The 23023-nt window shown below is 67.3% G+C and carries 20 protein-coding genes; 13 read left to right on the forward strand and 7 right to left on the reverse strand.

Going from position 1 to position 23023, the window contains the following annotated elements:
* Nucleotides 1-114 precede the first annotated feature (114 nt).
* The 6 genes from IU514_RS08440 to IU514_RS08465 all read left to right on the forward strand — a co-directional run bounded on the left by IU514_RS08440 (nt 115) and on the right by IU514_RS08465 (nt 5751).
* Nucleotides 115-585 carry a protease inhibitor I42 family protein gene (locus tag IU514_RS08440; RefSeq protein ID WP_194930659.1) on the forward strand — a complete coding sequence of 157 codons (471 nt, stop codon included), beginning with the start codon at nt 115-117 and terminating at the stop codon, nt 583-585.
* A gap of 102 nt (nt 586-687) precedes the next feature.
* Nucleotides 688-3090 carry a winged helix-turn-helix domain-containing protein gene (locus tag IU514_RS08445; protein WP_194930660.1) on the forward strand — a complete coding sequence of 801 codons (2403 nt, stop codon included), beginning with the start codon at nt 688-690 and terminating at the stop codon, nt 3088-3090.
* A gap of 108 nt (nt 3091-3198) precedes the next feature.
* Complete coding sequence (locus tag IU514_RS08450; RefSeq protein WP_194930661.1) at nt 3199-4089, forward strand: NAD(P)/FAD-dependent oxidoreductase; 891 nt, start codon at nt 3199-3201, stop codon at nt 4087-4089.
* Nucleotides 4090-4294: 205 nt separating this feature from the next.
* Complete coding sequence (locus tag IU514_RS08455; protein ID WP_194930662.1) at nt 4295-4816, forward strand: DUF2975 domain-containing protein; 522 nt, start codon at nt 4295-4297, stop codon at nt 4814-4816.
* Nucleotide 4817: 1 nt separating this feature from the next.
* Nucleotides 4818-5030, forward strand: a complete 213-nt coding sequence (locus tag IU514_RS08460) for a helix-turn-helix domain-containing protein (RefSeq protein WP_194930663.1) — start codon at nt 4818-4820, stop codon at nt 5028-5030.
* A gap of 34 nt (nt 5031-5064) precedes the next feature.
* Complete coding sequence (locus IU514_RS08465) at nt 5065-5751, forward strand: DUF2306 domain-containing protein (RefSeq protein WP_194930664.1); 687 nt, start codon at nt 5065-5067, stop codon at nt 5749-5751.
* 15 nt (nt 5752-5766) lie between these two features.
* Here IU514_RS08465 and IU514_RS08470 read toward each other — a convergent pair whose 3' ends face one another.
* A complete protein-coding gene (locus tag IU514_RS08470) occupies nt 5767-6399 on the reverse strand; it encodes a Rossmann-fold NAD(P)-binding domain-containing protein (RefSeq protein ID WP_194930665.1) in 633 nt (210 codons plus the stop codon).
* Nucleotides 6400-6622: 223 nt separating this feature from the next.
* Here IU514_RS08470 and IU514_RS08475 point away from each other — a divergent pair, with 223 nt between their 5' ends.
* Both IU514_RS08475 and IU514_RS08480 read left to right on the forward strand, forming a co-directional pair.
* On the forward strand, nt 6623-7198 hold the full coding sequence (locus tag IU514_RS08475; RefSeq protein ID WP_194930666.1) for a DUF4136 domain-containing protein: 576 nt from the start codon (nt 6623-6625) through the stop codon (nt 7196-7198).
* 177 nt (nt 7199-7375) lie between these two features.
* The gene (locus IU514_RS08480) at nt 7376-7903 is read left to right on the forward strand and encodes a riboflavin biosynthesis protein RibA (RefSeq protein WP_194930667.1); all 528 of its coding nucleotides are present in this window, start codon (nt 7376-7378) and stop codon (nt 7901-7903) included.
* 65 nt (nt 7904-7968) lie between these two features.
* Here IU514_RS08480 and IU514_RS08485 read toward each other — a convergent pair whose 3' ends face one another.
* The gene (locus IU514_RS08485; RefSeq protein ID WP_194930668.1) at nt 7969-8916 is read right to left on the reverse strand and encodes a nitrilase-related carbon-nitrogen hydrolase; all 948 of its coding nucleotides are present in this window, start codon (nt 8914-8916) and stop codon (nt 7969-7971) included.
* A gap of 234 nt (nt 8917-9150) precedes the next feature.
* On the opposite strand from IU514_RS08485, the gene IU514_RS08490 reads away from it, so the two are divergent.
* Nucleotides 9151-9714 carry a DUF4919 domain-containing protein gene (locus tag IU514_RS08490; RefSeq protein WP_194930669.1) on the forward strand — a complete coding sequence of 188 codons (564 nt, stop codon included), beginning with the start codon at nt 9151-9153 and terminating at the stop codon, nt 9712-9714.
* A gap of 67 nt (nt 9715-9781) precedes the next feature.
* Here IU514_RS08490 and IU514_RS08495 read toward each other — a convergent pair whose 3' ends face one another.
* The 5 genes from IU514_RS08495 to IU514_RS08515 all read right to left on the reverse strand — a co-directional run bounded on the left by IU514_RS08495 (nt 9782) and on the right by IU514_RS08515 (nt 18117).
* On the reverse strand, nt 9782-11179 hold the full coding sequence (locus IU514_RS08495) for a M20/M25/M40 family metallo-hydrolase (protein WP_194930670.1): 1398 nt from the start codon (nt 11177-11179) through the stop codon (nt 9782-9784).
* A gap of 180 nt (nt 11180-11359) precedes the next feature.
* A complete protein-coding gene (locus tag IU514_RS08500; RefSeq protein WP_194930671.1) occupies nt 11360-13912 on the reverse strand; it encodes a TonB-dependent receptor in 2553 nt (850 codons plus the stop codon).
* A gap of 50 nt (nt 13913-13962) precedes the next feature.
* Nucleotides 13963-16005: a tetratricopeptide repeat-containing sulfotransferase family protein gene (locus tag IU514_RS08505; RefSeq protein WP_194930672.1), complete on the reverse strand. Its 2043-nt coding sequence runs from the start codon at nt 16003-16005 to the stop codon at nt 13963-13965.
* Nucleotides 16006-16114: 109 nt separating this feature from the next.
* Complete coding sequence (gene pcaF / locus IU514_RS08510; RefSeq protein WP_194930827.1) at nt 16115-17296, reverse strand: 3-oxoadipyl-CoA thiolase; 1182 nt, start codon at nt 17294-17296, stop codon at nt 16115-16117.
* 5 nt (nt 17297-17301) lie between these two features.
* Nucleotides 17302-18117 carry an IclR family transcriptional regulator domain-containing protein gene (locus IU514_RS08515; RefSeq protein WP_194930673.1) on the reverse strand — a complete coding sequence of 272 codons (816 nt, stop codon included), beginning with the start codon at nt 18115-18117 and terminating at the stop codon, nt 17302-17304.
* 204 nt (nt 18118-18321) lie between these two features.
* Here IU514_RS08515 and IU514_RS08520 point away from each other — a divergent pair, with 204 nt between their 5' ends.
* From IU514_RS08520 to IU514_RS08535, 4 genes are read left to right on the forward strand one after another with little or no spacing between them, the layout of a single operon-like run.
* Entirely contained in the window at nt 18322-19647 is a 1326-nt protein-coding gene (locus IU514_RS08520) for an aminotransferase family protein (RefSeq protein ID WP_228760583.1), read from the forward strand.
* Nucleotides 19648-19683: 36 nt separating this feature from the next.
* Nucleotides 19684-21252: an aldehyde dehydrogenase family protein gene (locus IU514_RS08525; RefSeq protein ID WP_194930674.1), complete on the forward strand. Its 1569-nt coding sequence runs from the start codon at nt 19684-19686 to the stop codon at nt 21250-21252.
* A gap of 10 nt (nt 21253-21262) precedes the next feature.
* Nucleotides 21263-22111: a CoA transferase subunit A gene (locus IU514_RS08530; protein ID WP_194930675.1), complete on the forward strand. Its 849-nt coding sequence runs from the start codon at nt 21263-21265 to the stop codon at nt 22109-22111.
* Nucleotides 22108-22899 (forward strand): CoA-transferase subunit beta, encoded by a 792-nt coding sequence (locus tag IU514_RS08535; RefSeq protein WP_194930676.1) that lies wholly within the window; start codon nt 22108-22110, stop codon nt 22897-22899. Before IU514_RS08530 ends, IU514_RS08535 begins: the two co-directional genes overlap by 4 nt.
* Nucleotides 22900-23023: the final 124 nt, after the last annotated feature.

Consider the following 23023-nt stretch of genomic DNA (forward strand, 5'->3'; position numbering starts at 1 on the left):
TAATCTCGGACACCGCCGCCTCGGTGTGATGGTGTGCGAGACGGCGTATTGAAGCAGCAGCCGACCGGCTGGGGCGGGGACGCCTCAGCCGGATGCAACGGCAAGGACGAAGTCATGGAACTCGAACGGCGTTGGCTGATCCTGCCCGTCGTACTCGTCACGATTGCCTTGTGCGACGTGGCCTATCACGCGCAGCCAGGTGCGGAGGCGCATGGCCTCGTCGCGATGCCGCTGCGCACTGTCGAAACGGCTGCGGTGGTCGACGTCGGTCCGGAAGCGGTGGCAAATCCGATCCGCCTCGACATCGGCCAACGCCTGCGCGTTCATCTGCCCGCGAGCCCGGCCAGCGGCTACAGCTGGCAGCTCGAAGCAAGTCCGCCACCGTTCCTGTTGATGGAGACCGATCCCGGGCTCGGTGCGGCTGCGAGTCTGCGTACGCGAAATGCGATGGCGAGCGTGGATACGTGGACGTTCCGCGCGCAGAAGCAGGGCCGGGCAAGCTTGCGCTACGCCTATCGCAGGCAATGGGACAACACCTCGATGCCGCCCGTGCGTGCGGCGGTATTCGACATCGAGGTGGAATGAGAACGAAGGCGCTGCCGCCATGTGCGCGGATCGCTTAGCATGGGCCTTTGCGCTGCCCGATGCGCTGGGTTGTCGGGGCGAGCATGAGGACAGGTCGGGCGCATGCGCCTTCCGATTTACCGGTTCGGCGAGTTCGAACTCGACCCGGCGTCACGCGAACTCACGCGTGGCGGCGAACGTGTCGCGCTGCCTCCGAAATCGTTCGAGTGCCTGGCCTATCTGATCGCGCATCGCGACCGTGCAGTGGGACGGGACGAACTGATCTCTGCGGTCTGGGGACGCGTTGAAGTCAGTGACACCGTCGTCGCGCAGACGCTGCTGCGCGCGCGCAAGGCGCTCGACGATACCGGCAACAAACAACAGACGATCCGCACGGTGCCGCGCTTCGGCTATCGCTGGGTGGCATCGACGCAGGAAGTCGCGCGCGACGCGGAAGCGGAAGAGACCATCGCCGCGGACATGGCGATCGGCGTGCCGCCCGCGCCGGTGCTGGTGGACGAGCCATCGGTCGAAGCCACTGCCGAAACGGCGCTTGCAGCGGCAGCCGCAAGCGCTGCGGGTGCCACCGCCGCGCCACCGCGCAAGCGCTTCGCACGGTGGCTTCTGTGGGTGCTGATCTTCATTGGCGTGATCGCCGCCGCAGCGATCTGGCTGTGGCCGCGTTCGGTGCAAACGCCTTCCGCAACCACTGAGGATGTCGTCCTGGTGTTGCCGGTCGAGGTGACGCCGGCAGAAGGCGAGAATGCCTGGGTACGCCTGGGCGCGATGGATTACGTCGCCAACCGGCTGCGCCGCAGTGGACTGAAAGTGCTGCCCAGCGACCAGACTTTGCACCTGAGTGCACAGCTCGGCGATGCCGCCGAGATCGACAAGTCGTCGCTGCACTCCTTGCAGGCCAACAGCGGCGCGCGCTGGATCGTATTGCCGCAGGCCGTTCGCGACGCACGCGGTTGGCGCGTGAGTCTTCGCCTGCAACAAGCCGATCAACAGCAGGTCGTGGAAGCGCGCGGGTCGACGCCGTTGGCCGCGGCTGCGTCGGCGACCGATTCGTGGCTGAGCCGACTGGGCCGCCGCAGCGGCGATGCCGAGGCAACGCCCAGTGCGCTGACCGAGCGCGTGCAGCGGATCGATGCGGAACTGCTGGTCGGCCAGATCGACGCCGCGCGCCGCCTCATCGCTGCCGCCCCCGCGGAACAACGCGGCGAGCCGGCGCTGCTGCTGCGCGAAGGCCAGGTGGAGTTCCGGGCCGGGCGGATAGACGAAGCGGCGCGCATCTTCGGCACGATCACGGATCGCGGCACGGCCGTGGATGCGGGAGTCCGCGCCGAAACGCTGATGGGGCAGGGTGCGGTCGAGATCAGGCGCGGCAATTTCCCGGGTGCGGAATCGCGTTACACCCAGGCGCTGCAGATCATCGAGGCCGAAGGCGGCCACCCGGACGATCCGGCGCTGATCGGAAACGCCTACAACGGCCGCGGCGTGGCTCGCGTGCAGCAGGGCTGGATGGAGCCGGCGGTGCGCGACATGGGCATGGCGCGCATCGCCATGCAGCGTTCCGGTGACCTGGTCGAGGCCGCGATGGTCGGCACCAACCTCGGCAAGATCGAGGTGTTGCGTGGGCATTACCCGCAGGCACTGCAGGAGTTCGAGCATTCGATTGCCGTTTACGAGCGCTTTGGCGTGCAGGACTATCTCGCTGCGACGCTGATGTCGAAGGGTGAGGCGCAGCTGGTCCTGGTGCAGCCCGCCGAGGCACTCGCGTCGATCGTGCGTGCGGATGCCGTGGCCAAGGCGCTCAAGGAACAGGACCCGTTCCTGGCGGCGAGGATCGGCAGCGTGAAGGCCGAAGCACTGCTTGCGAACGGACGCCTGCGCGAAGCCGGGCAGACCCTCGATGCGCTGGAAACACGCGAGGATCTTCGTGACAAGCCGCCGATGAAGGAACTGCGCCTGCGTTTCCTGCTCGCACAGGACGCGCGCGCTCCGGCCGCGGCTCTGGCGAGGCGTCATGCGCAAGCCGGTGGCGATGCGAGCGGTGCGCTCGCACTGGCTGCGGTGCAGGCGAGCCTGCGCAGCCAGGACATCGTCACCGCGCGCAAGCTGCTCCTGCCGGCACCGGCCGCGGACCCGGCTGCAAATGGTGATCCGGCGGCGATTTCATGGGAACTAGCTCGCGCACTGCTGGCACAGGCAGAAGGCCGGAGCGAAGAAGGGCTGAAGTTCGCTCGCTCGGCCATGGCCATCGCCGAACGCGGCGGCAGTCCGGATGATCGCGTTCGTGCCGGCGTGATGCAGGCGATGCTGCTGCTGCAGCAGGGTCAGCGTGACGCTGCCGCCGCCGTGCTCGGCGATCTGGATGCATTCGCCGCGAGCGATTACCGCGTCGCGTGGGTGACGCTGCGCCTGTATCGCGCGTTGGGTGATCCGGACATGGCGGCCGCCGCGCTCAAGCGGGTGGAGGCGTTGCGCGGCGAACGCGACATCGCGGTGGAGCCGGTCCTGTAAAAGTCGTTTCGGGTTCGCGCATGCAGGCGAACAACCCGTTCACGCTGCCATGGGCAGCATGGCGGCTTGCGGCGATCCTGATCGGCCGCGGAGCGAAGCACCATCTGCATGGACACCGAAGTCGATTGCGTGATCATCGGGGCCGGGCCTGCCGGCCTGACCGCGGGCACTTACCTGGGCCGCTATCGCCGCGAGGTCGTCATCGTCGATGCCGGGCAAAGCAGGGCGAACTGGATCCCCGCGAGCCACAATTGCCCGGGATTTCCCAGTGGAATCCACGGACGCGAACTGCTGTCCAGGATGCGCCAGCAAGCGCTGGGCTTCGGTGCGAGCCTGGTCGAGGATCGCGTCACTGGATTGGAACGCAGTGGCCGCGGCTTCCTCGTGACCAGCGCGAATCGGCAGTGGCGCGCGCGCAAGGTCATTCTCGCTACGGGGTGCGAGGACGTGTTTCCGGATATGGATGACCTGGCCGGTGCGATCGAATGCGGCGCCATCAGGCTCTGTCCCATCTGCGATGCCTACGAAGCCATCGACAAGACCATCGCGGTTTACGGTCCTGCGGAAAGCGCCGCGTCCCACGCCCGGTTTGTCAGGACATTTTCCCGGCACGTCACCTTCGTGCCGGACAAGCCGTTCGAGGACGGAGATGTTGTTCGTGCGTTGAACGATGCAGGCATCGAGATCGCGCCTCCGCCGAACGGACTGTCCTTCCGCGACGGTCGATGCGAGTTCGCGTTCGAAGACGGCATGAGGGCATTCGACGTGACCTATCCGACGCTGGGTGCGGTGTCGCGCTCCGAACTGGCTGCCACGCTTGGGGCTCGCAGCGACGACGAGGGCAGCCTGATCGTGTCGCGCCACCAGATGACGACGGTCGATGGCCTGTACGCGATCGGCGATGTCGTGAGTGCTCTCAACCAGATCGCAGTGGCGACTGGCCATGCCGCCATCGCGGCGACAGCCGTCCACAACGCGCTGGACGACAATCCCGCGTAGGTGCCGGCGACGCTCCGCTGGCGGGAGTGGACTTCGGCTGCTGGTGCCTCCGCCTGCCCCGGCCATCCCGTTCCCGTTCCCGTTCCCGCCCCCGGCCCCGGACGAAGAGGGCGACCGTTCGTCGACACATCGTTGCGCGATAAGTTTCTTGCTGTTATACGATAATCAACATATCGTATTACGATAAAACAGCAGGAGAGCCGACGTGGTCCAGTCCCACTCCAGCGCATTGAGCCTTTCCCGGGTCTTCCTCAGGTTCCTGCTCGTCTTCAACCTCGCCATGGGGGCGATGCTGGTCGTCGCGTTCGTGGCCAGCTTCCCGTTCGAGCCGCTGTTCTTCGAGTTCTTCAGCAAGAAGCCTGCGCGCATCGATCCGACCTGGCTGATGCCGGTCCTGCGGATCTGGATCGTGCTTGCGCTGCCCCTGGTCGCGTCGGTCCACATCCTGCTGTCGCGCCTGCTGGCCGTGGTCGAGACGGTGCGCACCGGCGACCCCTTCGTCCCGGAAAACGCCGTGCGGTTGAAGACGATTGCGTGGTGTGCGCTCGTCAACGAACTGCTCGGGCTGGTGTACGGCGTGCTGGCTGCGGCGATGAACGCTGCGGGTTCGAACATCGACTGGAAGTTCGACGCGACCGGATGGCTCGCCGTGGTCCTGCTGTTCGTGCTCGCGAGCGTCTTCGAAGAGGGCACGCGCATGCGCGAAGACCTGGAAACGATGATCTGACATGGCCATCTTCGTGAAACTCGACGAGGTGCTCCACGATCGGCGCATGACCCTCACGGAGTTGTCCGGGAAGGTCGGGATCACCTTGGCCAACCTGTCGATCCTGAAGACGGGCAAGGCTCGCGGCATGCGGTTCGCGACGCTCGAGGCGATCTGCGAGGCGCTGGACTGCCAGCCCGGAGACCTGCTCGAGTTCCGCAAGGACGGGGACTAGTCGTTCCACGCGGGCGCATCGAACGGAAGATCCCATGAGCGGCATCACCTGGATCCACATCGCCGGCGGCATGGCCGCGCTCGCGACCGGCACGGTCGCCGTGGTTGCGCGCAAGGGTGGCCGGATGCATGTCTCCGCCGGCACGTGGTTCTGCGTGGCGATGTTCGTCCTCGGCATCACCGCCTCGATCCTGTCGCCGCTCAAGTCGCCTCCGGATTCGCCGGTCGGCGGCATCATGGTCTGCTACTTCGTCGCCACCGCATGGATGGCCGCACGCCGCCGGGACGGCAGGCCGGGCATATTCGACAAGATCGCCTGCGCGCTCGTGCTGGCGATGGCGGTCGCGATCATAGGTTCCGGGTTCCAGGCGGTGATTTCCCCGCCACCCGGCCCGCCAGGCCCGGGCGCGCTATTCGGATTGGGCGGGGTTTGCCTTCTCGCCGGCCTGTCGGACCTGAGGTTCATCCGCGGCAAGCTGACCAGCACGCAGCGAATCGTGCGCCACCTGTGGCGCATGTGCTTCGCGTTGTTCATCGCCACCGGTTCCTTCTTCCTCGGACAGCAGGACGTCCTGCCGCAGGCGGTCCGTGGCTCGCCGATCCTGTTCGTCCTGGCCTTCGCACCCTTCGGAGTGATGCTGTTCTGGCTCGTGCGGATCCGATTCACCCGCGTGATCGGCGGCGCGAAGCTGGCTGCCGAACCCCGGCCGAACGTCGAGTGATCGTGGCTCCCCGGCTCAGGTCAGGCGATCGGAGGCCACGACGTGGGTGCCAGGCAGGGGGCTGACGGCAGCTTCGATCATCCGCGCCGCGATCCGGTCGGCCGGGTTGATCCGCCATCGCCGCGGCAGCAGTGGGCCCAGCGTTCCGAGTACCGACATCGCCACGCGTTCGCCGAAGCGGAACTCGTCGCGCTGGCCGCCGATCAGGCCGGGCCGCACCAGGGCCAGCGAATCGAAGCCCAGGCCGCCGAGGTCGCGTTCCAGCTCGCCCTTCACCCGGTTGTAGAAGAAGCGCGAACCCGCATCGGCGCCAAGGGCGGAGTTCAGCACGAAGACCCGCGTGCCGTGCTCGCGCGCCAGGCGCGCCAGCGCCAGCGGATAGTCGTGGTCGACGCGCCGGAAGGCCTGCTCGGAGCCCGCAATGCGCATCGTCGTGCCGAGCGCGCAGATGACGGCATCGGCGTGCCACCAGGGGGCATTTCCGGGCAGCGCATCGAAGTCGACGAGCGGGGCGAAGAGCTTGCGATGCTGGATCGGCGAATCGCGGCGAACGGGCGCGGTCACGGTGTCGATCGCGGGATGCTCCAGCGCGAGCTCGAGAGCATGGCGGCCCACCAGGCCTGTCGAACCGAAGAGCAGGAGCTTCATGGGGGAACTCGACAGTCAGCCGGACCCGGCGTTCGGGGCGAGTGTGGTGGCCTTGCCGGCGGACGTCCACTCCGCCGGCCATGGGCCGGCCGACGCGGGGCGAGTGTCGAATGCCCGGCGCTCCCGAACGCCCGGCTGAATGATTCAGTGCAGCACCGGGCGATTAACGCCACCCGGCGGACGCGGGCGTATGCTTGAAGTCCCGGCGCTGCGGGAGTCGGTCATGAAACGCTCACTACCGGTTTTAGTCGCGATCACGCTGCTGTCCGCGTGCGCCACGAGTCCCGCCGTTTTCACCGACTACGATCCGGGCATCAACTTCGGCGAATACCGCACGTATCGCTGGACGCAGAAGCCGGAAGGTTTTTCGCCGCTACAGGAACAGCGCCTGGTCGCCGCCGTCGACGCCAAGCTGCGCGAACGCGGTTGGACCCAGTCCACCACGGCGCAGGTGAACCTGGTCGGCCGCATCACGACCGAGACCCGATACCGCATCGACACCTACAACGACCCGATGTGGGGCGGATGGGGTTGGGGTGGCTGCTGTTGGGGCTCGGGCTGGGGGCCCGGCGGCTGGGGTTGGGGTGGCGGCTACTACAGCACGAGCACGATGCGCACCTACACCTACGGCACGCTGGTGCTGGACATGTACGACGCGCAGACGGAGCGCCCGATCTGGCGCGGAATCGCGATGGGCACCGTTCCCGATTCTCCGGTCGCACAGACGAGCAACCTGCAGGCGAGCGTCGACGGCATCTTTGCCCAGTTCCCGCCGACCGCGATTGCGCAGACTCCATGACCGGACGCCGAACGGTATCGTCGGTGCATGAATCGGCCCCGCGTAACACCGCGCCTCACGTTGGCGTCATCTTGGTAAGCATCGCCACAACCGGAATCGCGATTCCGGCTTGAATTCACCCGCGCGGAACCTGCTCCCGCCCAGCCTCGACCGGGTAACAGCAGCGGGAGCATGGCCATGGCGGATCACGTCATAACCGGTGAAGTCTCGAACAGCAAGGTGGGCGCGTTGTTCGATGGCGAGATGGAAGCCCAACGTGCGGCCGAAAAACTGCGGCGCACGCTGGGGGGGGCCCACTCCCAGGTCGAACTGATTACCTCCCGGAAAGGCGTCGGACGGAAGCTGGAGCCGGAAAGCCCGGGAATCTTCCTGACGGCGCTCCGCGCGCACTTCTGGCTTGGTTTAGCCGGCCTTGCGGCGGGTGCAGTGCTCTTCGGAATACTGTTCGCGATGGGCCTGCCCCTCATCGTCAACTCAGCGCCGCTGGCCGCGGGCGTGTTGATCTTCTTCGGTGGCGTCGCGGGACTGATGTTCGGCGGGCTGGTGACCCTTCGCCCCGATCACGATCGCTACATTCTCAAAGTGCGTGAGGAGCTGGAAGAAGGCAAGTACGCCGTCGTTGTCCATGCGCGCTCGCACGAGCAGATGGCGGTGTCGGCCGAACTGCTCAAGCAGTCCGGTGGCGACGTGATCAAGACGCTGTGAACCTCTGCTGCCGGGGCGTCAGCATTGCCCCGGCAGCATAAGCGGCAGCGGCAGCGAGCGGAACGTCAGCGTGGATTCGCCTCGTCGCCGCGCTCATGCACATGCGCGGCCGGAGTGCGATCGATCGCGAGGCTGAGCAGTTCCGGACGGCTGTAATGGCCACGTGCATCCATCAACCGCTTGCGCATCTCGATCAGCGAGAGGTCGAGGTCGGCGATGACGTCGCCTTCGCCGCTCTCGATCGGACCGGCGATGACGCGCCCTTCCGGATCGATGATGGCGGTGAAGTGGCCACCCGAGATCGGCCCGACGGGAGCACCGGTGTCCTTGGCGATCTGCGCCTGCTGGTCGGCATCGAGCCAGGCGGTCGCGACGACGACGAACGAAGCCGATTCGAGCGCGTGCTGGCGCACGTTGATTTCCGTCTGCTCAGCGAAGAGCGGACCAGCAAAAGAGCCCGGATACATGGCGGAGTGGATCTGCTCGCCATCGGCGATGAGGGCATAACGTGCAAGCGGCAGGTAGTGCTCCCAGCACGCCAGCTGTCCGATGCGTCCGACGGCGCTGTCGATGGCGCGCAGGCCGGAAGCATCGCCCTGACCCCAGACCATGCGCTCGTGGTAGGTCGGCGTCAGCTTGCGCCGGCGCTGGATCAGCGTTCCATCGGAGTCGAACAGCAACTGGGTGTTGTAGAGGGAATGGCCGTCGCGCTCGGTGACGCCGATCGAGATCACCATGTTCGCTTCGCGCGCAGCCTCGCCGATCGCATCGGTTTCCGCGGACGGAACGGTCACCGCCTCGTTCATCAGGCGCTGGTGTTCCTTGCCCATCACGTAAGGCGCCTGTACGAACGAGAAGTACGGGTAGTACGGGATGATCGTCTCGGGGAACGTCGCGAACTGGACGCCCTGCTGGCCCAGCTCGCGGATCTTCTTCACGACCTTCTCGACGGTGCCCGCGCGGCTGTACAGCACGGGACTGATCTGGACGGCGGCGGCTTTCACGATGCTCACGGGGTGACTCCAATCTCGGTTCGGGGATTCCAGGTGTGAGCGAACGATAGCCCCGTGCGAGTGACGGCGTAAATGTCCAATAACCCTCGTTTCAGGACGGGCGCTCCGCCCATCCCCAATCAGGCCGCGTGGCTTGTTGGCCGGCACACAGGGGCCTAAGCTCGCCGGGAAGCCGGAGGCCGAAGGCCCCGCACAGTCGCTCACCGGGGGATCGCTGTGGCCAGACTGTATTGCATGCTCCTGCTGCTGTTGTCGCTGCCGGCCATGGCGGCGCAGCCCGACTATCGCGCTGAGCGTCTGAAGTTCGCGGCGGATCCGGGTTATGACCCTTATGGCTTGGTCGTGGCCCAGAAGGAGATGTTGGAGGAGCACTTCCGCCTCGCCAACGATCCCAAGACGTCGGTAAGCGAGGTCAATGCGCCCCTCAAGAAACTGCTCGACCTGTACCCGCTGGGCATCCAGGTCAATTTCGCGGTGGCCGACTTCCTGGAGTACCTGGTCAAACAGGCGGAGGAGCCCGACCCGGAACTGCTGGAGATTGCCAGCGAAAGGCGCGAGAAGGCCAACGCCATCCTCCAAAGCATCCTCGACAGCGGCGACGGAAAATCCGCCGATACTGCTTACCAGGTGATCAACACCCTCGAGGAGTACGCGGTCGTCGATCAGTTCGGCCTGGAGCCCACCAAGCAGGCGCTGGTCGCATCGCCGAAGGGTCACTACGACATGATCACCGCCAAAGACCAGGACGGCACCGAGCACGTCATCTACTTCGACATCTCCCTGTTCTTTGGCCGCTGACCACAGCGAGTAGCGAACAAAAAAGCCCGGCAATGCCGGGCTTTTTTGCGGAGGTGCTGCCCGAACTTCAGCTTTTGCGCCCGGCCAGTTCCTTGACCAGCAGGTACCAATGGTCGAGGCCGTCGTAGTACCCCTTCACAGGAATGCGCTCATTGAGGCCGTGCGCGAAGGAGTCGCTGTCCTTCAGGAACATGCCGCTGACGCCGTAGGTTGGGATGCCTGCGGCGCGCAAATACAGGCCGTCGGTCGCGCCCGACTCCTGCGACGGCACGACTGCTACGCCCGGATGCAACTGGTGCACCACCTTCGTCACTGCCGTCATCACGTCCGGGCGCAGCGGCGAGGCGTCGCTGGCGGTGGGCGAGCCGATCGTCTTCACCTCGACGCTGCTACCGGCGAGGTCCTGCAGCGTCTTGCGTACGTCGTCGATGGCGACGCCGGGGAAGATGCGGCAGTTCACCGTCGCCGTGGCCGACTGCGGCAGCGCGTTGTCGGCATGGCCGCCACGCAGCAGGGTCGGGATGCAGGTGGTGCGGGTCTTGCCGACCTCATAGGGGATGCCGGCCAGCACGTTGGCCGCCGCCTCGTCGCGCGGGTTGGCGGCGAACTTGCGCATCGCCTCGCCGGTTGCGCCCGGCGTCGCAGCGCCGACCGCCTTGAACGCGGCCAGCGTGGTGTCGTTCCACATCGTCGGGAAGCGATACGTCTGCACCTTCTTCAGCGCATCGGCGAGGTCGTAGATGGCGTTGTCGGCGCGCGGCTGGGAGCTGTGGCCGCCCGGATTGTGCGTGGTCAGCTCGAAGCTGGCGTAGGTCTTCTCGGCCGTCTGCACGCTGTACATGCGCGGCTTGCCGTTTTCTTCGAGCGTGCCGCCGCCGCCGTCGCTGTTGAGCGCGTACTCGGCGTCGATCATGTCGCGATGGTTGTTGGCCAGGTCGCGGATCGTCGCCATCTCGGTTTCCTCGTCGCCGCTGAAGACGATGACGAGGTCGCGGGTCGGCACGAACCCTTCGGATTTCAGGCGCAGGAAGGTGGACGTCAGCGTCGCCACGCCGTCCTTCACGTCGCTGGTGCCGCGGCCGTAGAAGTAGCCGTTCTCCTCGATCAGCTTGAACGGGTCGCGCTCCCAGTCTTCCGGCTTGGCCGTGACCACGTCCATGTGCGCCATCAGCAGGATGGGCTTGCCGCCGCTGCCGTCGCCGCGGTAGCGCACGACCATCGAGTTGGTCTTGCCCACCGGCAGGATGTGGATGTCGGCATCGGGGAAACCGGCGGCACGGAACTGGCTGGCGAGGTACTCGCTCATCGCCGGTACCTGGTCGAAGCCGACCGAAGTCTTGTACGAGATCAGCTTGGCGAAAATGTCGCGGGCGCGCGCGTCGTTGGCGTCGGCCTTGGCGGCATGGACGACGGGTGCCGCCGCGGCAAGGGCGAGCAGGGCAGCCATCAGAGAGGTGCGGGACATGCGGACTCCGTGCATTGAGTGGTTCGCGATGGTCGGACACGCGAATGCTGGACTGTAGCGGATGGTCTGGCGCGTTCCATGTGCCGATCGGGTTGAAACGACGGGAATCAAAACAGTGGGAATAAAAAAGGGCCGGCGACGAACCTCCCCAAGTTCGCCGCCGGCCCCGCACTGCACTTATCAGAACTTCTGCGAGAACCTCACGCCGAACGTACGCGGCTGGTTGGTGATCGTGTACACCTGACCGTTCGGGTACTCGGGCACGACGCCCGATGCACCGCAGACGGTTTCCGCACAGTTGGTGAAGCGGTAGATCTCGGCGCGTTCGTCGAACACGTTGTTGAGGTAGAGGCTGACCGCCCAGTTGTTGCGGCTGAAGCCGGCCGACAGGTCGGTGACGTTGTACGACGGGAGATCGCCCAGGATGCCGCGCTCGAGGATGCGCAGGTCCGACTCACGCTCGCCCACGTACACGAACGCGCCCTGCACGAATGCGTCGTACTCGCCGACGTTGAAGTTGTAGCGCGCGATCAGGTTGCCCTTGAACTCCGGCGTGACCGGCAGGCGGGTGCCGTCGGGAGCCTCGGGGGCGTCGCAGTCGGTGACCGGGTTGCCGGCGTCGTCGGTGAAGCCGCAGTAGTTCTCGGTCAGCTTGGCGTCGTAGAACGCCACGCCGCCGCCGAGCGTCAGGTTGTAGGTGGCGGCCCAGTTGAGGTCCATTTCCAGGCCGTCGATGCTGGCCTGGTTGGCGTTCTTGATCTCGGTCAGGCCGTTGGCGCCGAGGATGGAGAACTGGAAGTCCTCCCATTCCTGGTGGAACACCGAACCGTTGAACACCAGGCGATGGTCGGCCCAGCTGGTCTTCCAGCCCATCTCGTAGTTGGTCAGGTAGTCCGACAGGTACGGCGGCAGCGTGCCGCGGCGGTTGATGCCGCCCGGACGGTAGCCTTCGGACCAGGTGGCATAGACCATCTTGTCCGGCGTGATCTGCCAGGTCAGGTTGGCCTTGCCGAGGTTGCCGGACTCCTTCACCGTCTTGTCGAACACTTCGCACGGCGCGCCGTTGAACGAGGGCCAGTTGGCCGGGTCGTCGCCGAATTGGTCGATACAGACCTGCTCGCCGTAGGAAGAGCCCGGGGCCCACCCGGCGCTGAAGCCGAAGAAGCCCTTGAGGCTGTTCTCGGAACGGAAATGGCGGCCGCCGATGGTGCCGGTCAGCACGTTCGGGATGAAGTCGAAGGACAGTTCGCCGAACACCGCCTCGCCCTGGTCCTCACGCTCCTGCTTGGTCAGCCAGATCGTGTCGGGCCAGCCGGTGATCGTGTACTGGTCGCCGAAGCCGTCGATCTTGTAGCGCTGCTGGATGTCGTGCTTGTGGTCTTCCCAGTACAGGCCGCCGACGAAGCGCAGGCGGTTCTCGTTGGGCGAGGCGATGCGCAGTTCGTGCGTGTCCTTCTTGTAGCGATCCTCGCCCTGGATGTACTGCGACGGGTTGATCAGGTTGTCGTTGTCGTCGTACGCGTTGTACGACGCCAGCGTGTCGTACCAGAAGCCGTAGTCGTTGTAGTCGGAGTCGACATCGACGTTGCGCTTGAGGTGGGCGTAGTTGTAGGTCAGGTCGAAGTTGCCGATCTTGCCCTCGACGGTGAGGGCGCCCTGCCACCACTTGTCGTCGGACTCTTCCTTGTAGAAGTGGTTGAGGGCCAGGTCGCCGACCTGCTCGTCGAAGGCGAAGTTGCCCTTGGCCTTCGCGGTCTGGCCCATGATCACCGGAGTGATCGACCAGGTCTCGGCGAAATCGATTTTCGCCGCCAGGCGCGCGCCGGTGGTGTCGACTTCGTTGTAGTCGTCCTCGGCGCGGCCGGTGCAGACCAGCAGGTCGGTCGAGGTGCAGTCGCGGTTGGTCAGCACGCCGCCCCAGCTGGGCGCGACGTCGTCGCTGTCGTCGTCCGGCGTGCCGCCGTCGCTCGCCACGCGCTGCGGGAACTGGCGGTCGCCCGGCTTGTTGTCGATGTAGCCGGCATCGTGCTGGTTCCAGCCGACCAGGCGAATGGCCGAATTGTCGGTCAGCGGAATATTGACGAAGCCTTCCTCGATGTGGCCGATGCCGCCGTGGTCGACGGCATTGACCTCGAGGTCGTAACCGGCCGAGAACTGTCCCGGGTCCGGCTTGTTGGTGATGATGCGCAGCGCGCCGGCCTGGGCGCTGGCGCCGTACAGCGTGCCCTGCGGACCGGACAGCGACTCGACGCGCGCGACGTCGTAGATGTGGATGTCGAGCGGGCCCTGGATCGTCGTGACCGGCTGCTCGTCCAGGTACACGCCGACGCTGGGCAGCGAACCGGAGTGGTTGCCGTCGCCGCCGCTGGCCACGCCGCGCATGTAGATCTGCGCGAAGCCCGGGCCGAACGACTGGTACGACACGCTCGGCAGGTATTTGACGTAATCCTCGAAGTCGGTGACGTTGAGCTCGTCGAGCTTCTGCTCGCCCAGCACCTCGATGCTGATCGGCACCTTCTGCAGGTTCTCGGTGCGCTTCTGCGAGGTCACCGTCACCGTGTCGAGCACGACCGCTTCGCGTTGCGCGGGCGTCTGCGGTGCGGGCGCCTGCGTGGCGGCATCCTGCGCGAAGGCGGGCGAGGCAAAAGCCAGGCAGATCGCCGCAGTGAGCGGGAAGCGCCTGGGCCGTGCGTGTTCAACGCGTTTGGATGGTCTACTGCCGGACTTCTGCATCGTTCTACTCTCCCCAGATGGACGATCAAGAAAACGGTAGTGCCACCACGCTATGAAGCCCCGGGTGGCTCAGGGTAGGTGTCGAGCACCGGGCCGAGCGCCGCCTTGAGCGGCTCCAGCCAGGGCTCGTAATGGCGCCATTGGTCGAGCCCTTCGCGGAAGATCGGGCGTCGAACCTGTTCGGAGCTGGCAGTGCGCACCGGCCGCTCGTTTTCGAAGAAGCGCAGGCACTGGGCTTCGAAGGGCAGGCCGCAGTAGTCAAGCAGGCGGCGCACTTCGGCGTCGGTGTCCTCGACCATGCGCTCGTAGATCACGCGGTGCACACGACCGGGCAGCACGTCGTCGAAATGCGCCATCAGCGCGACGTAGTCGCGGTAGAAGTGGCCGATGTCGTCGAGGCTGTAGCTGAAGCTCTGGCCGCGGGCGAAGTGCTGCTTGAAGTTGGAGAAGCAGCAGGCGAGCGGATGGCGCCGAGCATCGATGATCTTCGCGTTCGGCAGCATCAGGTGGATCAGGCCGACATGCATGAAGTTGTTGGGCATCTTGTCGATGAACAACGGTGCGTCGGTCCTGCGCTGGATGCGGGTGCGTTCGAGGTAACGCTGGCCGAACGCGCGCAGTTCACCGGCATCGAGCGTCGCGAGCACGTCGTGGTACGGGCCCGGGCCTTCGGCATCGCGGCCAGCGCGGGCGCGCAGGGCGCGGCCTCGCAGTTCGCGGCTAATCGAGGTGACCTCCGGCAGTTCGGCCGTCGCCTCGACCTGGCTGTGGCTCGACAGGATCTGCTCCAGCAGCGTGGAGCCCGAACGCGGCAGGCCGACAATGAAGATCGGATCGCGCGCATCGTCGCCGCTGTCCTTGCGATCCTCGAAGAATTTGCGCGTGTACAGCGAGCGGATGTGGCGGACTTTGGCCGACGTCGCCTCGGCGCTGTAGCCCAGCTGCGCGTTGCGCACCGCATTGCCGCGTGCGTAATGCCCGAACGAAGCCTCGTACGCCTCCGCGTCTTCCAGTGCCTTGCCGAGCGCGAACTCAAGGTGCAGGCGATGCTCGGCGGAGAGGTCGGACTGCGTCAGCTGGCGCTGCATCGTCGCCACGTCGTCGCCGTCGAAGCGCACGGTCTTGAGGTTGGCCAGGCTCCACCAGGCCTCGCCGAAGGCGGGCTCCAGGGCGATGCAGCGGCGGTAGGCGGCGATGGCGTCCTGCTGGCGGCCAGCGGTCTTGAGCGCATGGCCGTAGCTGAGCCAGATCCGGGTCTGGCGCGGATGGCGCTGCAACAGGTCGGCGTAGATGTCGATCGCCGGTGCGTAGTCGCCGATGCGGCACAGCACGACGGCTTTGAGGTTGCGGTAGCCCGGATTGTCCGGCGCGATCGCCAGCAACCGCTCTACTTCGGCCAAGGCGCGCGCGGGCTTGTTCGCACGGTGCAGCACCATGGCGTAGTGCTGGCGCGCGGCGTGGAAAGACGGTGCGAGTTCCAGGCAGCGCGCAAGTAACTGCTCGGCGTCGCCGAAGCGCTCCAGGCGCGCGCCGAGTTCGGCCAGCATGCGCAGGGCGGCAACGTCGTTGGGCATCCTGCGCAGATGCGCGCGCAGCAGCGCTTCGGCTTCGGGGATGCGGTTGTCCGCCAGCGCCATGCCGGCCTTCAACAGGTCGGGATCGCGGCTGGCGTACCGCAGATGCTGGCTGTAGGCGGCCTCGGAGCCGTCCAGGTCGCCCGCGGCGATCAGCTGATCGCCCAGCGCCAGCCAGGCGGTCGGCAGGTCGGGCTTGATCGCCACGGCGCGGCGCAGTGCCACCAGGGCTTCCTCGCTGCGGCCCGCCCGTCCCAGCGCGAGGCCCAGTTCGAGCTGTGTGCGCGCCGAGCCGGGCTGCGCGGACGCGAGCGGTTCGAGGATGTCGAGTGCGGCGATCGCGTCGCCACCGGCGTTGCGGGCCGCGCCGAGCAACAGTTGCGCGGTCGGGTGGCCGGGCACCGCATGCAGGATTTCCTCGGCCTGCGTCGCGGCCATGGACGGATTGGTGTCGAGCAGGCGAGCCGCGTGCGCCAGGGCAATGTCCAGCGAGGCGGTGGGCTCGGGTGCTGCACTCATGCGGTCTCGTCTCAGGCTGTGGGCAGGGTCGAAGAAACGAATACTTTCACCGGACTATGCCGAATGTGGTGCAAACAATCACGCTTTTGTAACGCTTTGTGACTCTGGCTCATCCGGCGCGCTCCAGCGCAAGTGCCACGCCCTGGCCGACACCGACGCACATCGAGATCAGCGCACGGCGGCCGCCGCCGTGTTCCATCGAACGCATCGCGGTCAATGCGAGCCGTGCGCCGCTGGCGCCGAGCGGATGGCCGAGTGCGATGGCGCCGCCATGTGCGTTGACGTGCGGCGCGTCGTCGTCGAGCCCGAGCGCGCGCGTCACCGCCAACACCTGCGCGGCGAAAGCTTCGTTGATCTCGATGACGTCGTAGTCGGAAAGGGCATGGCCGTGGCGGGCCAGCAGCTTCGCGATCGCCGGCACCGGGCCGATGCCCATCGTGCGCGGCGGCACTCCGGCCGAGGCGATGCCGGTGACGCGCGCGCGCGGCGTCAGGTTCCAGCGCTCGACCGCTTCGGCCGAAGCGAGCAGCAGCGCACATGCGCCATCGTTGATGCCGGAGGCATTTCCGGCGGTGATGCTGGTGCCGGCGCCGAGCAATGGCGTGAGCGCGGCGAGTTTTTCCAGGCTGGTATCGGCGCGCGGCTGTTCGTCGGCGATGACCTTGCCGACCGGCATCAGCTCTTCGTCGAACCAGCCAGACGCGGTGGCCCGTGCGGCGCGCTGCTGCGAGCGAAGCGCGAACGCATCCTGGTCCTCGCGGCGGATGCCGTGCTCGTCGGCGAGGTGCTGCGCGGTCTGCGCCATCGAGTCGACGCCATGCATGGCCCCCATCGCCGGATTGACGAAGCGCCAGCCCAGCGTGGTGTCCTCGAGTTTCTGCTCGCGCCCGAACGCGGTGTCGGCCTTGCCCATCACGTAGGGCGCGCGCGACATGCTTTCGATGCCACCGGCGATGACCAGTTCGGCGTCGCCCAGCGCGATCGCGCGTGCGCCCAGGCCGACCGCTTCCAGGCCGGACGCGCATAGGCGGTTGACGGTGATGCCGGGCACCGACACCGGCAGTCCGGCGAGCAGCGCGGCCATGCGAGCGACGTTGCGGTTGTCCTCGCCGGCCTGGTTGGCGCAGCCGAGCACGACCTCGTCGATGGCGGCGGGATCGAGGCCGGCGTGGCGCTGCAGCAGGTGGCGGATCGGCAACGCGGCCAGGTCGTCGGCGCGCACGCTGGACAGGCCGCCACGGAATCGCCCGAACGGCGTGCGCACGCCATCGCACAGGTAGACCGGACGCACCGACGTCATGGTTTCGCAGCGGGCAGGCGGTTGGCCGGCACGCAGCACTCGATCGCCGCCGCCGTCTGCTGCAACTGCGGCAGGATCGTGTCGACGGCGTGGCGGGCGGCGTCCGGGTGGTAGGGCATGCTGACGTTGATCGCGGTGGCGATGCGGCCCTGCGCATTGCGCAGCGGCACGGCGATCGAGCACAGGCCCAGTTCGAGTTCCTGTTCGACGTAGGCGTAGCCCTGGCGCGACACGTCCTCGACGATGCGGCGCAGGGCGCGCAGGTCGGTGACCGTGTGCGGCGTGTGCCGCACCGGCTTGCACTGCGTCAGCCAGCGGTCGAAATCGCCATCGTCCAGTCCCGACAGCAGCACGCGGCCCATCGCCGCGCAGAACGCCGGCAGCCGCGCACCCACGCCGAGCGTCACGCTCATGACGCGGCGGCCGGGCACGCGCAGCACGTAGACGATGGACTGGCCGTCCAGCACCGCCATCGAACTGCTCTGGTTGACGCGACGCGCCAGGTCCTCGAGCAGCGGCTGGGCGAGGTCGGTGAGGTTGAGCGAGCCGAGGTAGCCGAAGCCGAGTTCCAGCACGCGCGGCCCGAGCATGAACTCGCGGCCGATTTCGCGGACATAGCCCAGGTGCTGCAGCGTCAGCACCAGCCGGCGAGCGGCGGCGCGCGACAGGTCGGTGCGCGAGGCGATCTCGGCCAGGCTCAGGCGGATGTGCTCTCGGTCGAACGCGGCCAGCACCGCCAGCCCGCGCGACAGCGACTGCACATAGTCGCCGCTATCTTCGAATTGCCCCGAATCTCCCGCTTTCCTTGCCATGCCCGGCGTTTCCCCTGCCTGTTCATGTGTCCGTCCGGCCGCCGTTCGTGGTCCGGTCCGCACGCTTCGCCCTCCGCCGTTTTGGCGGTCGGGCACCGATTGACGGCGAGATTAGGGCTTCCGTAGAGTGGTGCGCAATACGCACATATGTGCGCATAGCGCACATTCCTTGGGGGCAGGGACGATGGCGGTCGACCGATGGTGATGGCGGAGCGCGATTCGGTGCTGCACAGCTGGTCGGTCCAGGCCGACTGGGACGCGCCGACCGTCGTCGGCGGCGAAGGCGCGCGGCTGCGCCTCGCCGACGGCCGCCAGATCCTCGACATGAGCAGTCTTGCCGAGTGCAGCAACCTCGGCCACCAGCACCCGCGGCTGGTCGCAGCGATCCGCGAACAGGCGCAGCGGCTGTGTTTTGTCACCAACGCATGGGGGGCGACGCCGCGCGCGGAACTCGCGCAGGCGCTGCTGGAGCGTTCCGGCTTCGAAGGCGGGCGCGTGTTCTTCACGCTCGCCGGCGCCGACGCCAACGAGCACGCGGTCAAGATCGCGCGTCAGGCCTCCGGCAAGCTGCGCGGCACCGGCGACGGCGGCATCGTCATTGCCCGCGACCGCTCGTACCACGGCGCCACGCACCTGGCGATGGCGATGTCCGGCGACACACGCACGCGCGTGCAGGTCGATCCGGACGCGTTCGGCGTGGAGCATGTGCCGCCGCCGTACGCCTACCGGTGCCCGTTCGGCAGCCGCGATGCCGCGCAGTGCGGCGAACTGGCCGCCGATGCGGTCGCGCAGCGCATCGACGCGCTCGGTGCCGGGCGCGTGGCCGCCGTGATCGTCGAGCCCAACGCCGGCTCCAACGGCATCGTCGCGCCCGATTCGTACTGGCCGGCGCTGCGTGAGCACACCGCGCAGCGCGGCGTATGGCTGATCGCCGACGAGGTGATGAGCGCGTTCGGCCGCTGCGGCGAATGGTTCGCCTGGCAGCGCCACGGCGAAGCCGGTCGCCCCGACCTGATGACGCTGGCCAAGGGCCTGACCGGCGCTGCGCTGCCGCTGGGCGCGGTGGTGCTGAGTCGCGACGTCGCCGCGCGCCTGCAGCACGAGACGCTCTACACCGGCCTGACCTACTGCGGCCACCCGTTGGCCTGCGCGGCCGGCCTTGCAGCGCTCCAGGCCTACGAGGAAGAGAGCCTGATCGAGCGCTCGCGCACGCTGGGCGCGGCGTTGTTGAGCCAGTTGCAGCAGCTGCAGCAGCGCCACGCCGTGATCGGCGACGTGCGCGGCGGGCATGGCCTGTTCGCGGTGGTCGAGCTGGTGGCCGACCGCAACAGCCGCGAGCCGCTGGCGCCATGGCCACAGACGCCGGCACCGCTGAAGGCGCTGGTCGACGAGGCGATGGCGCAGGGCGTGTCGTTCGCGACGCGCGGCAACCTGATCCTGCTCGCGCCTCCGTTGGTTATTGAAGAGAGGGAGCTCGCCGACGCGGTGGCACTGCTCGACCGCCTGCTGGCCCGCCACTTCCCTCACTGAACCCGATCACCGCTTCGGACACGTCACGAGACCGCCATGACCTTCCGCCTGACTTACGCGACGATGTTCAACCCGCCCGAAGCGATGCACGAGCGCTTCGACGCCGCGATGGCGAAGGTGGAGGCCGGGCTGGGCGCGCGCCACGAGTTGTTCATCGACGGCGAGGACCGCGCAGCCAAGCGCCATGCGCAGCGTCGTAGCCCGATCGACAGCGAACTGCTGCTGGGCGAGTTCGCGCTGGCCGACGAAGCCGACGTCGACGTCGCGATGAAGGCGGCGAAGGCGGCCTGGCCGGCCTGGCGCGCGTTGCCGGTGGCCGAGCGAGCGCGCCTGGTGCGCAAGGTCGGCGACCTGATGGAGCAGCGCGTCTACGAGATCGCCGCGGCGCTGACGCTGGAAGTCGGCAAGAACCGCATGGAGGCGCTCGGCGAGGCGCAGGAGACGGTGGATTTCTTCCATCACTACGCCGACGACTTCGAGCGCCATGCCGGCTACGAGAACGAACTGCCGAACGATCCGCTGGAAGGCACGGTGTCGCGCAACCGCAGCGTGATGCGGCCGCATGGCGTGTGGGTGGTGATCGCCCCCTTCAATTTTCCGCTGGCATTGGCCGGCGGACCCGTCGCCGCCGCGCTGGTCACCGGTAACACCGTGGTGTGCAAGGCGGCGAGCGACACGCCGTGGTCGGGCCGGCTGCTCGCCGACTGCATACGCGACGCCGGCCTGCCGCCGGGCGTCTTCAACTACGTGTCGGGTTCGGGGCGCGAGGTCGGTGAAGCGCTGGCGCACCATCCGCTCACAGCCGGCATCACCTTCACCGGCTCGGTCGGCGTCGGCATGCAGTTGCTGCGGCAGATGGCCAGCGGCGCCTGGCCGCGTCCGTGCATCGCCGAGATGGGCGGCAAGAATCCCTGCATCGTCACCGAGCATGCCGACCTGGAGCGTGCCGCCGCCGGCATCGTCCGCTCGGCCTTCGGCATGGGCGGGCAGAAGTGCTCGGCGCTGTCGAGGCTGTACGTGCACGAAAGCGTCGCCGACGAGCTGGCCGCGAAGGTGATGGAGAAGATCGACGCAGTCCGCATCGGCGATGCGCGCAGGCGCGAACACTGGCTGGGTCCGGTGATCAACGAGGGTGCGTACGGCAACTACGCAAACTATGTGCAGCTGCTCCGCGCCGGAGGGGCGAAGGTGCTGTCCGGTGGCGAACAACTGCGCGAGGACGGCCTGGCACGCGGCTGGTACGTCGAGCCGGTGCTGGCCGAGGCCGATCTGTCGCATCCGCTGTGGAAGCAGGAGATGTTCCTGCCGATCGTGATGATGCACCGCTACCACGACCGCGAAGAAGCGATGCGGCTGGCCAACGACACCGACATGGGCCTGACCGCGGGGTTCTACGGCGGCGCCGACGAAGTGCCGTGGTTCCAGGAGCACATCGAGGCCGGCGTCACCTACGCCAACCGCCCGCAGGGCGCGACCACCGGCGCCTGGCCCGGCTACCAGCCGTTCGGCGGCTGGAAGGGTTCGGGTTCGACCGGCAAGGCGATCGCGTCGTTCTATTACCTGCAGCAGTACCTGCGCGAGCAGTCGCGCACCGTGGTGGAGTAAGGCCCTGACCATGGAGTTCCTCCCGCTCAACGAAGCGATCGCGCGCCACGTCTTCGATGGCGCCTGCGTCGCGCTGGAAGGCTTCACTCACCTGATCCCGTTCGCCGCCGGCCACGAGATCATCCGGCAGGGCCGGCGCGACCTGCACCTGGTGCGGATGACGCCGGACCTGATCTACGACCAGATGATCGGCATGGGATGTGCGCGCACGCTGACGTTCTCGTGGGGCGGCAATCCCGGCGTGGGTTCGCTGCACCGGTTGCGCGATGCCGCCGAACGGGCGTGGCCTTGCGCGATCGAGCTCGACGAGCACAGCCACGCCGGCATGGCGGCCGCGTACTGCGCCGGCGCCGCGCACCTTCCGTTCGGCGTGCTGCGCGGCTACCTCGACAACGACCTCGACCAGGTCAACGCGAAGATCCGCCGCGTCGACTGTCCGTTCACCGGCGAAACACTGGCGGCGGTTCCGGCCATCCATCCGGACGTGACCATCCTGCATGCGCAGCGCGCCGATCACGAAGGCAACGTCGCCATCCACGGCATCGTCGGCGCGCAGCGCGAGGCGGCGATGGCGGCCAAAGCGCTGGTCGTAACGGTCGAGGAAATCGTCGACCGCCTGCCGCCGGCGATGAACTCGGTGGTACTGCCGCACTGGATCGTCGATGCCGTGGTGCATTGCCCGGGCGGCGCCTATCCGTCGTACGCGCACGGGCACTACGCGCGCGACAACGCCTTCTACCAGTCCTGGGATGCGATCTCGCGCGACCGCGAGCGGTTCCTCGACTGGATGCGCGAGCACGTCATGGAGACGCGCGACCACGCCGGGTTTCTGGCCAGACTGCAAAGGAAAGCAGCATGAGCGACGCCACACGCGACGAATGGATGACCGTCACTGCAGCCCGGATGTTGTGGGACCGTTGCGTGTGCTTCGTTGGTATCGGCCTTCCCAGTGCCGCGTGCAACCTCGCGCGGCTCACGCACGCGCCCGGTGTCGTGCTGATCTATGAGTCCGGAACGATCGGAACGCGGCCCGACGTGTTGCCGCTGTCGATCGGCGATGGCGAGTTGGCCGAGACCGCGGCGTTCGTCGTGCCGCTGCCGGAGGTCTTCAGTCATTACCTGCAGGGCGGGCGCGTCGATGTCGGTTTCCTCGGCGCGGCGCAGGTGGACCGCCACGGTAACCTCAACAGCACCGTGATCGGCCGCTACGAGCAGCCCGGCACGCGCCTTCCGGGTGCAGGCGGCGCGCCGGAGATCGCCGCGCATGCGAAACAGACCTTCGTGATGCTCAAGGCCAGCCCGCGCAGCCTGGTGCCGCAACTCGATTTCCGCACCACCGCCGGATACCTGGAAGGCGGCGGCGCGAGAAAACGCAGCCGCGCCTCCGGTGGAGGCCCGCGCGCGGTGATCACCGACTACGGCGTGCTGACGCCGCACCCGCAGACCGACGAACTGCAGCTGAGCGCGCTGTTCGAGGAGGCCACCATCGAAGAGGCGCGCGCTGCGACCGGCTGGCCGCTGGCGCTGGCCGACAAGGTGGACCTGATCGCCGCGCCGACCGTAGCCGAGCTGGCATCGCTGCGCGCGCTGCATGCGCGCACCCGCGAGGCGCACAGCAGGCCGATCGCCATGCCGGGAGGCGCATGATCGGCATGCGCCTGCACGCTTTGAGTTCGTCCAGCGGAGGGAACCCGGCGAACCGGCCGCGGTCCTTCATACAGGAACAGGAGCCGCATTTCCGCGCTCGCGGGAATGTCAGCCGAGGAAACCC

The sequence above is a fragment of the Lysobacter niastensis genome, assembly GCF_015453285.1.
Lineage (GTDB): Bacteria > Pseudomonadota > Gammaproteobacteria > Xanthomonadales > Xanthomonadaceae > Lysobacter_J > Lysobacter_J niastensis.

Excerpts from the sequence above, each read along its gene's own strand:
- IU514_RS08440 (WP_194930659.1), top strand. The coding sequence starts at position 115 with ATGGAACTCGAACGGCGTTGGCTGATCCTGCCCGTCGTACTCGTCACG.
- IU514_RS08445 (WP_194930660.1), top strand. The coding sequence starts at position 688 with ATGCGCCTTCCGATTTACCGGTTCGGCGAGTTCGAACTCGACCCGGCG.
- IU514_RS08450 (WP_194930661.1), top strand. The coding sequence starts at position 3,199 with ATGGACACCGAAGTCGATTGCGTGATCATCGGGGCCGGGCCTGCCGGC.
- IU514_RS08460 (WP_194930663.1), top strand. The coding sequence starts at position 4,818 with ATGGCCATCTTCGTGAAACTCGACGAGGTGCTCCACGATCGGCGCATG.
- IU514_RS08465 (WP_194930664.1), top strand. The coding sequence starts at position 5,065 with ATGAGCGGCATCACCTGGATCCACATCGCCGGCGGCATGGCCGCGCTC.
- IU514_RS08470 (WP_194930665.1), bottom strand. The coding sequence starts at position 6,399 with ATGAAGCTCCTGCTCTTCGGTTCGACAGGCCTGGTGGGCCGCCATGCT.
- IU514_RS08475 (WP_194930666.1), top strand. The coding sequence starts at position 6,623 with ATGAAACGCTCACTACCGGTTTTAGTCGCGATCACGCTGCTGTCCGCG.
- IU514_RS08480 (WP_194930667.1), top strand. The coding sequence starts at position 7,376 with ATGGCGGATCACGTCATAACCGGTGAAGTCTCGAACAGCAAGGTGGGC.
- IU514_RS08490 (WP_194930669.1), top strand. The coding sequence starts at position 9,151 with ATGCTCCTGCTGCTGTTGTCGCTGCCGGCCATGGCGGCGCAGCCCGAC.
- IU514_RS08495 (WP_194930670.1), bottom strand. The coding sequence starts at position 11,179 with ATGTCCCGCACCTCTCTGATGGCTGCCCTGCTCGCCCTTGCCGCGGCG.
- IU514_RS08500 (WP_194930671.1), bottom strand. The coding sequence starts at position 13,912 with ATGCAGAAGTCCGGCAGTAGACCATCCAAACGCGTTGAACACGCACGG.
- IU514_RS08505 (WP_194930672.1), bottom strand. The coding sequence starts at position 16,005 with ATGAGTGCAGCACCCGAGCCCACCGCCTCGCTGGACATTGCCCTGGCG.
- IU514_RS08515 (WP_194930673.1), bottom strand. The coding sequence starts at position 18,117 with ATGGCAAGGAAAGCGGGAGATTCGGGGCAATTCGAAGATAGCGGCGAC.
- IU514_RS08520 (WP_228760583.1), top strand. The coding sequence starts at position 18,322 with ATGGCGGAGCGCGATTCGGTGCTGCACAGCTGGTCGGTCCAGGCCGAC.
- IU514_RS08525 (WP_194930674.1), top strand. The coding sequence starts at position 19,684 with ATGACCTTCCGCCTGACTTACGCGACGATGTTCAACCCGCCCGAAGCG.
- IU514_RS08530 (WP_194930675.1), top strand. The coding sequence starts at position 21,263 with ATGGAGTTCCTCCCGCTCAACGAAGCGATCGCGCGCCACGTCTTCGAT.
- IU514_RS08535 (WP_194930676.1), top strand. The coding sequence starts at position 22,108 with ATGAGCGACGCCACACGCGACGAATGGATGACCGTCACTGCAGCCCGG.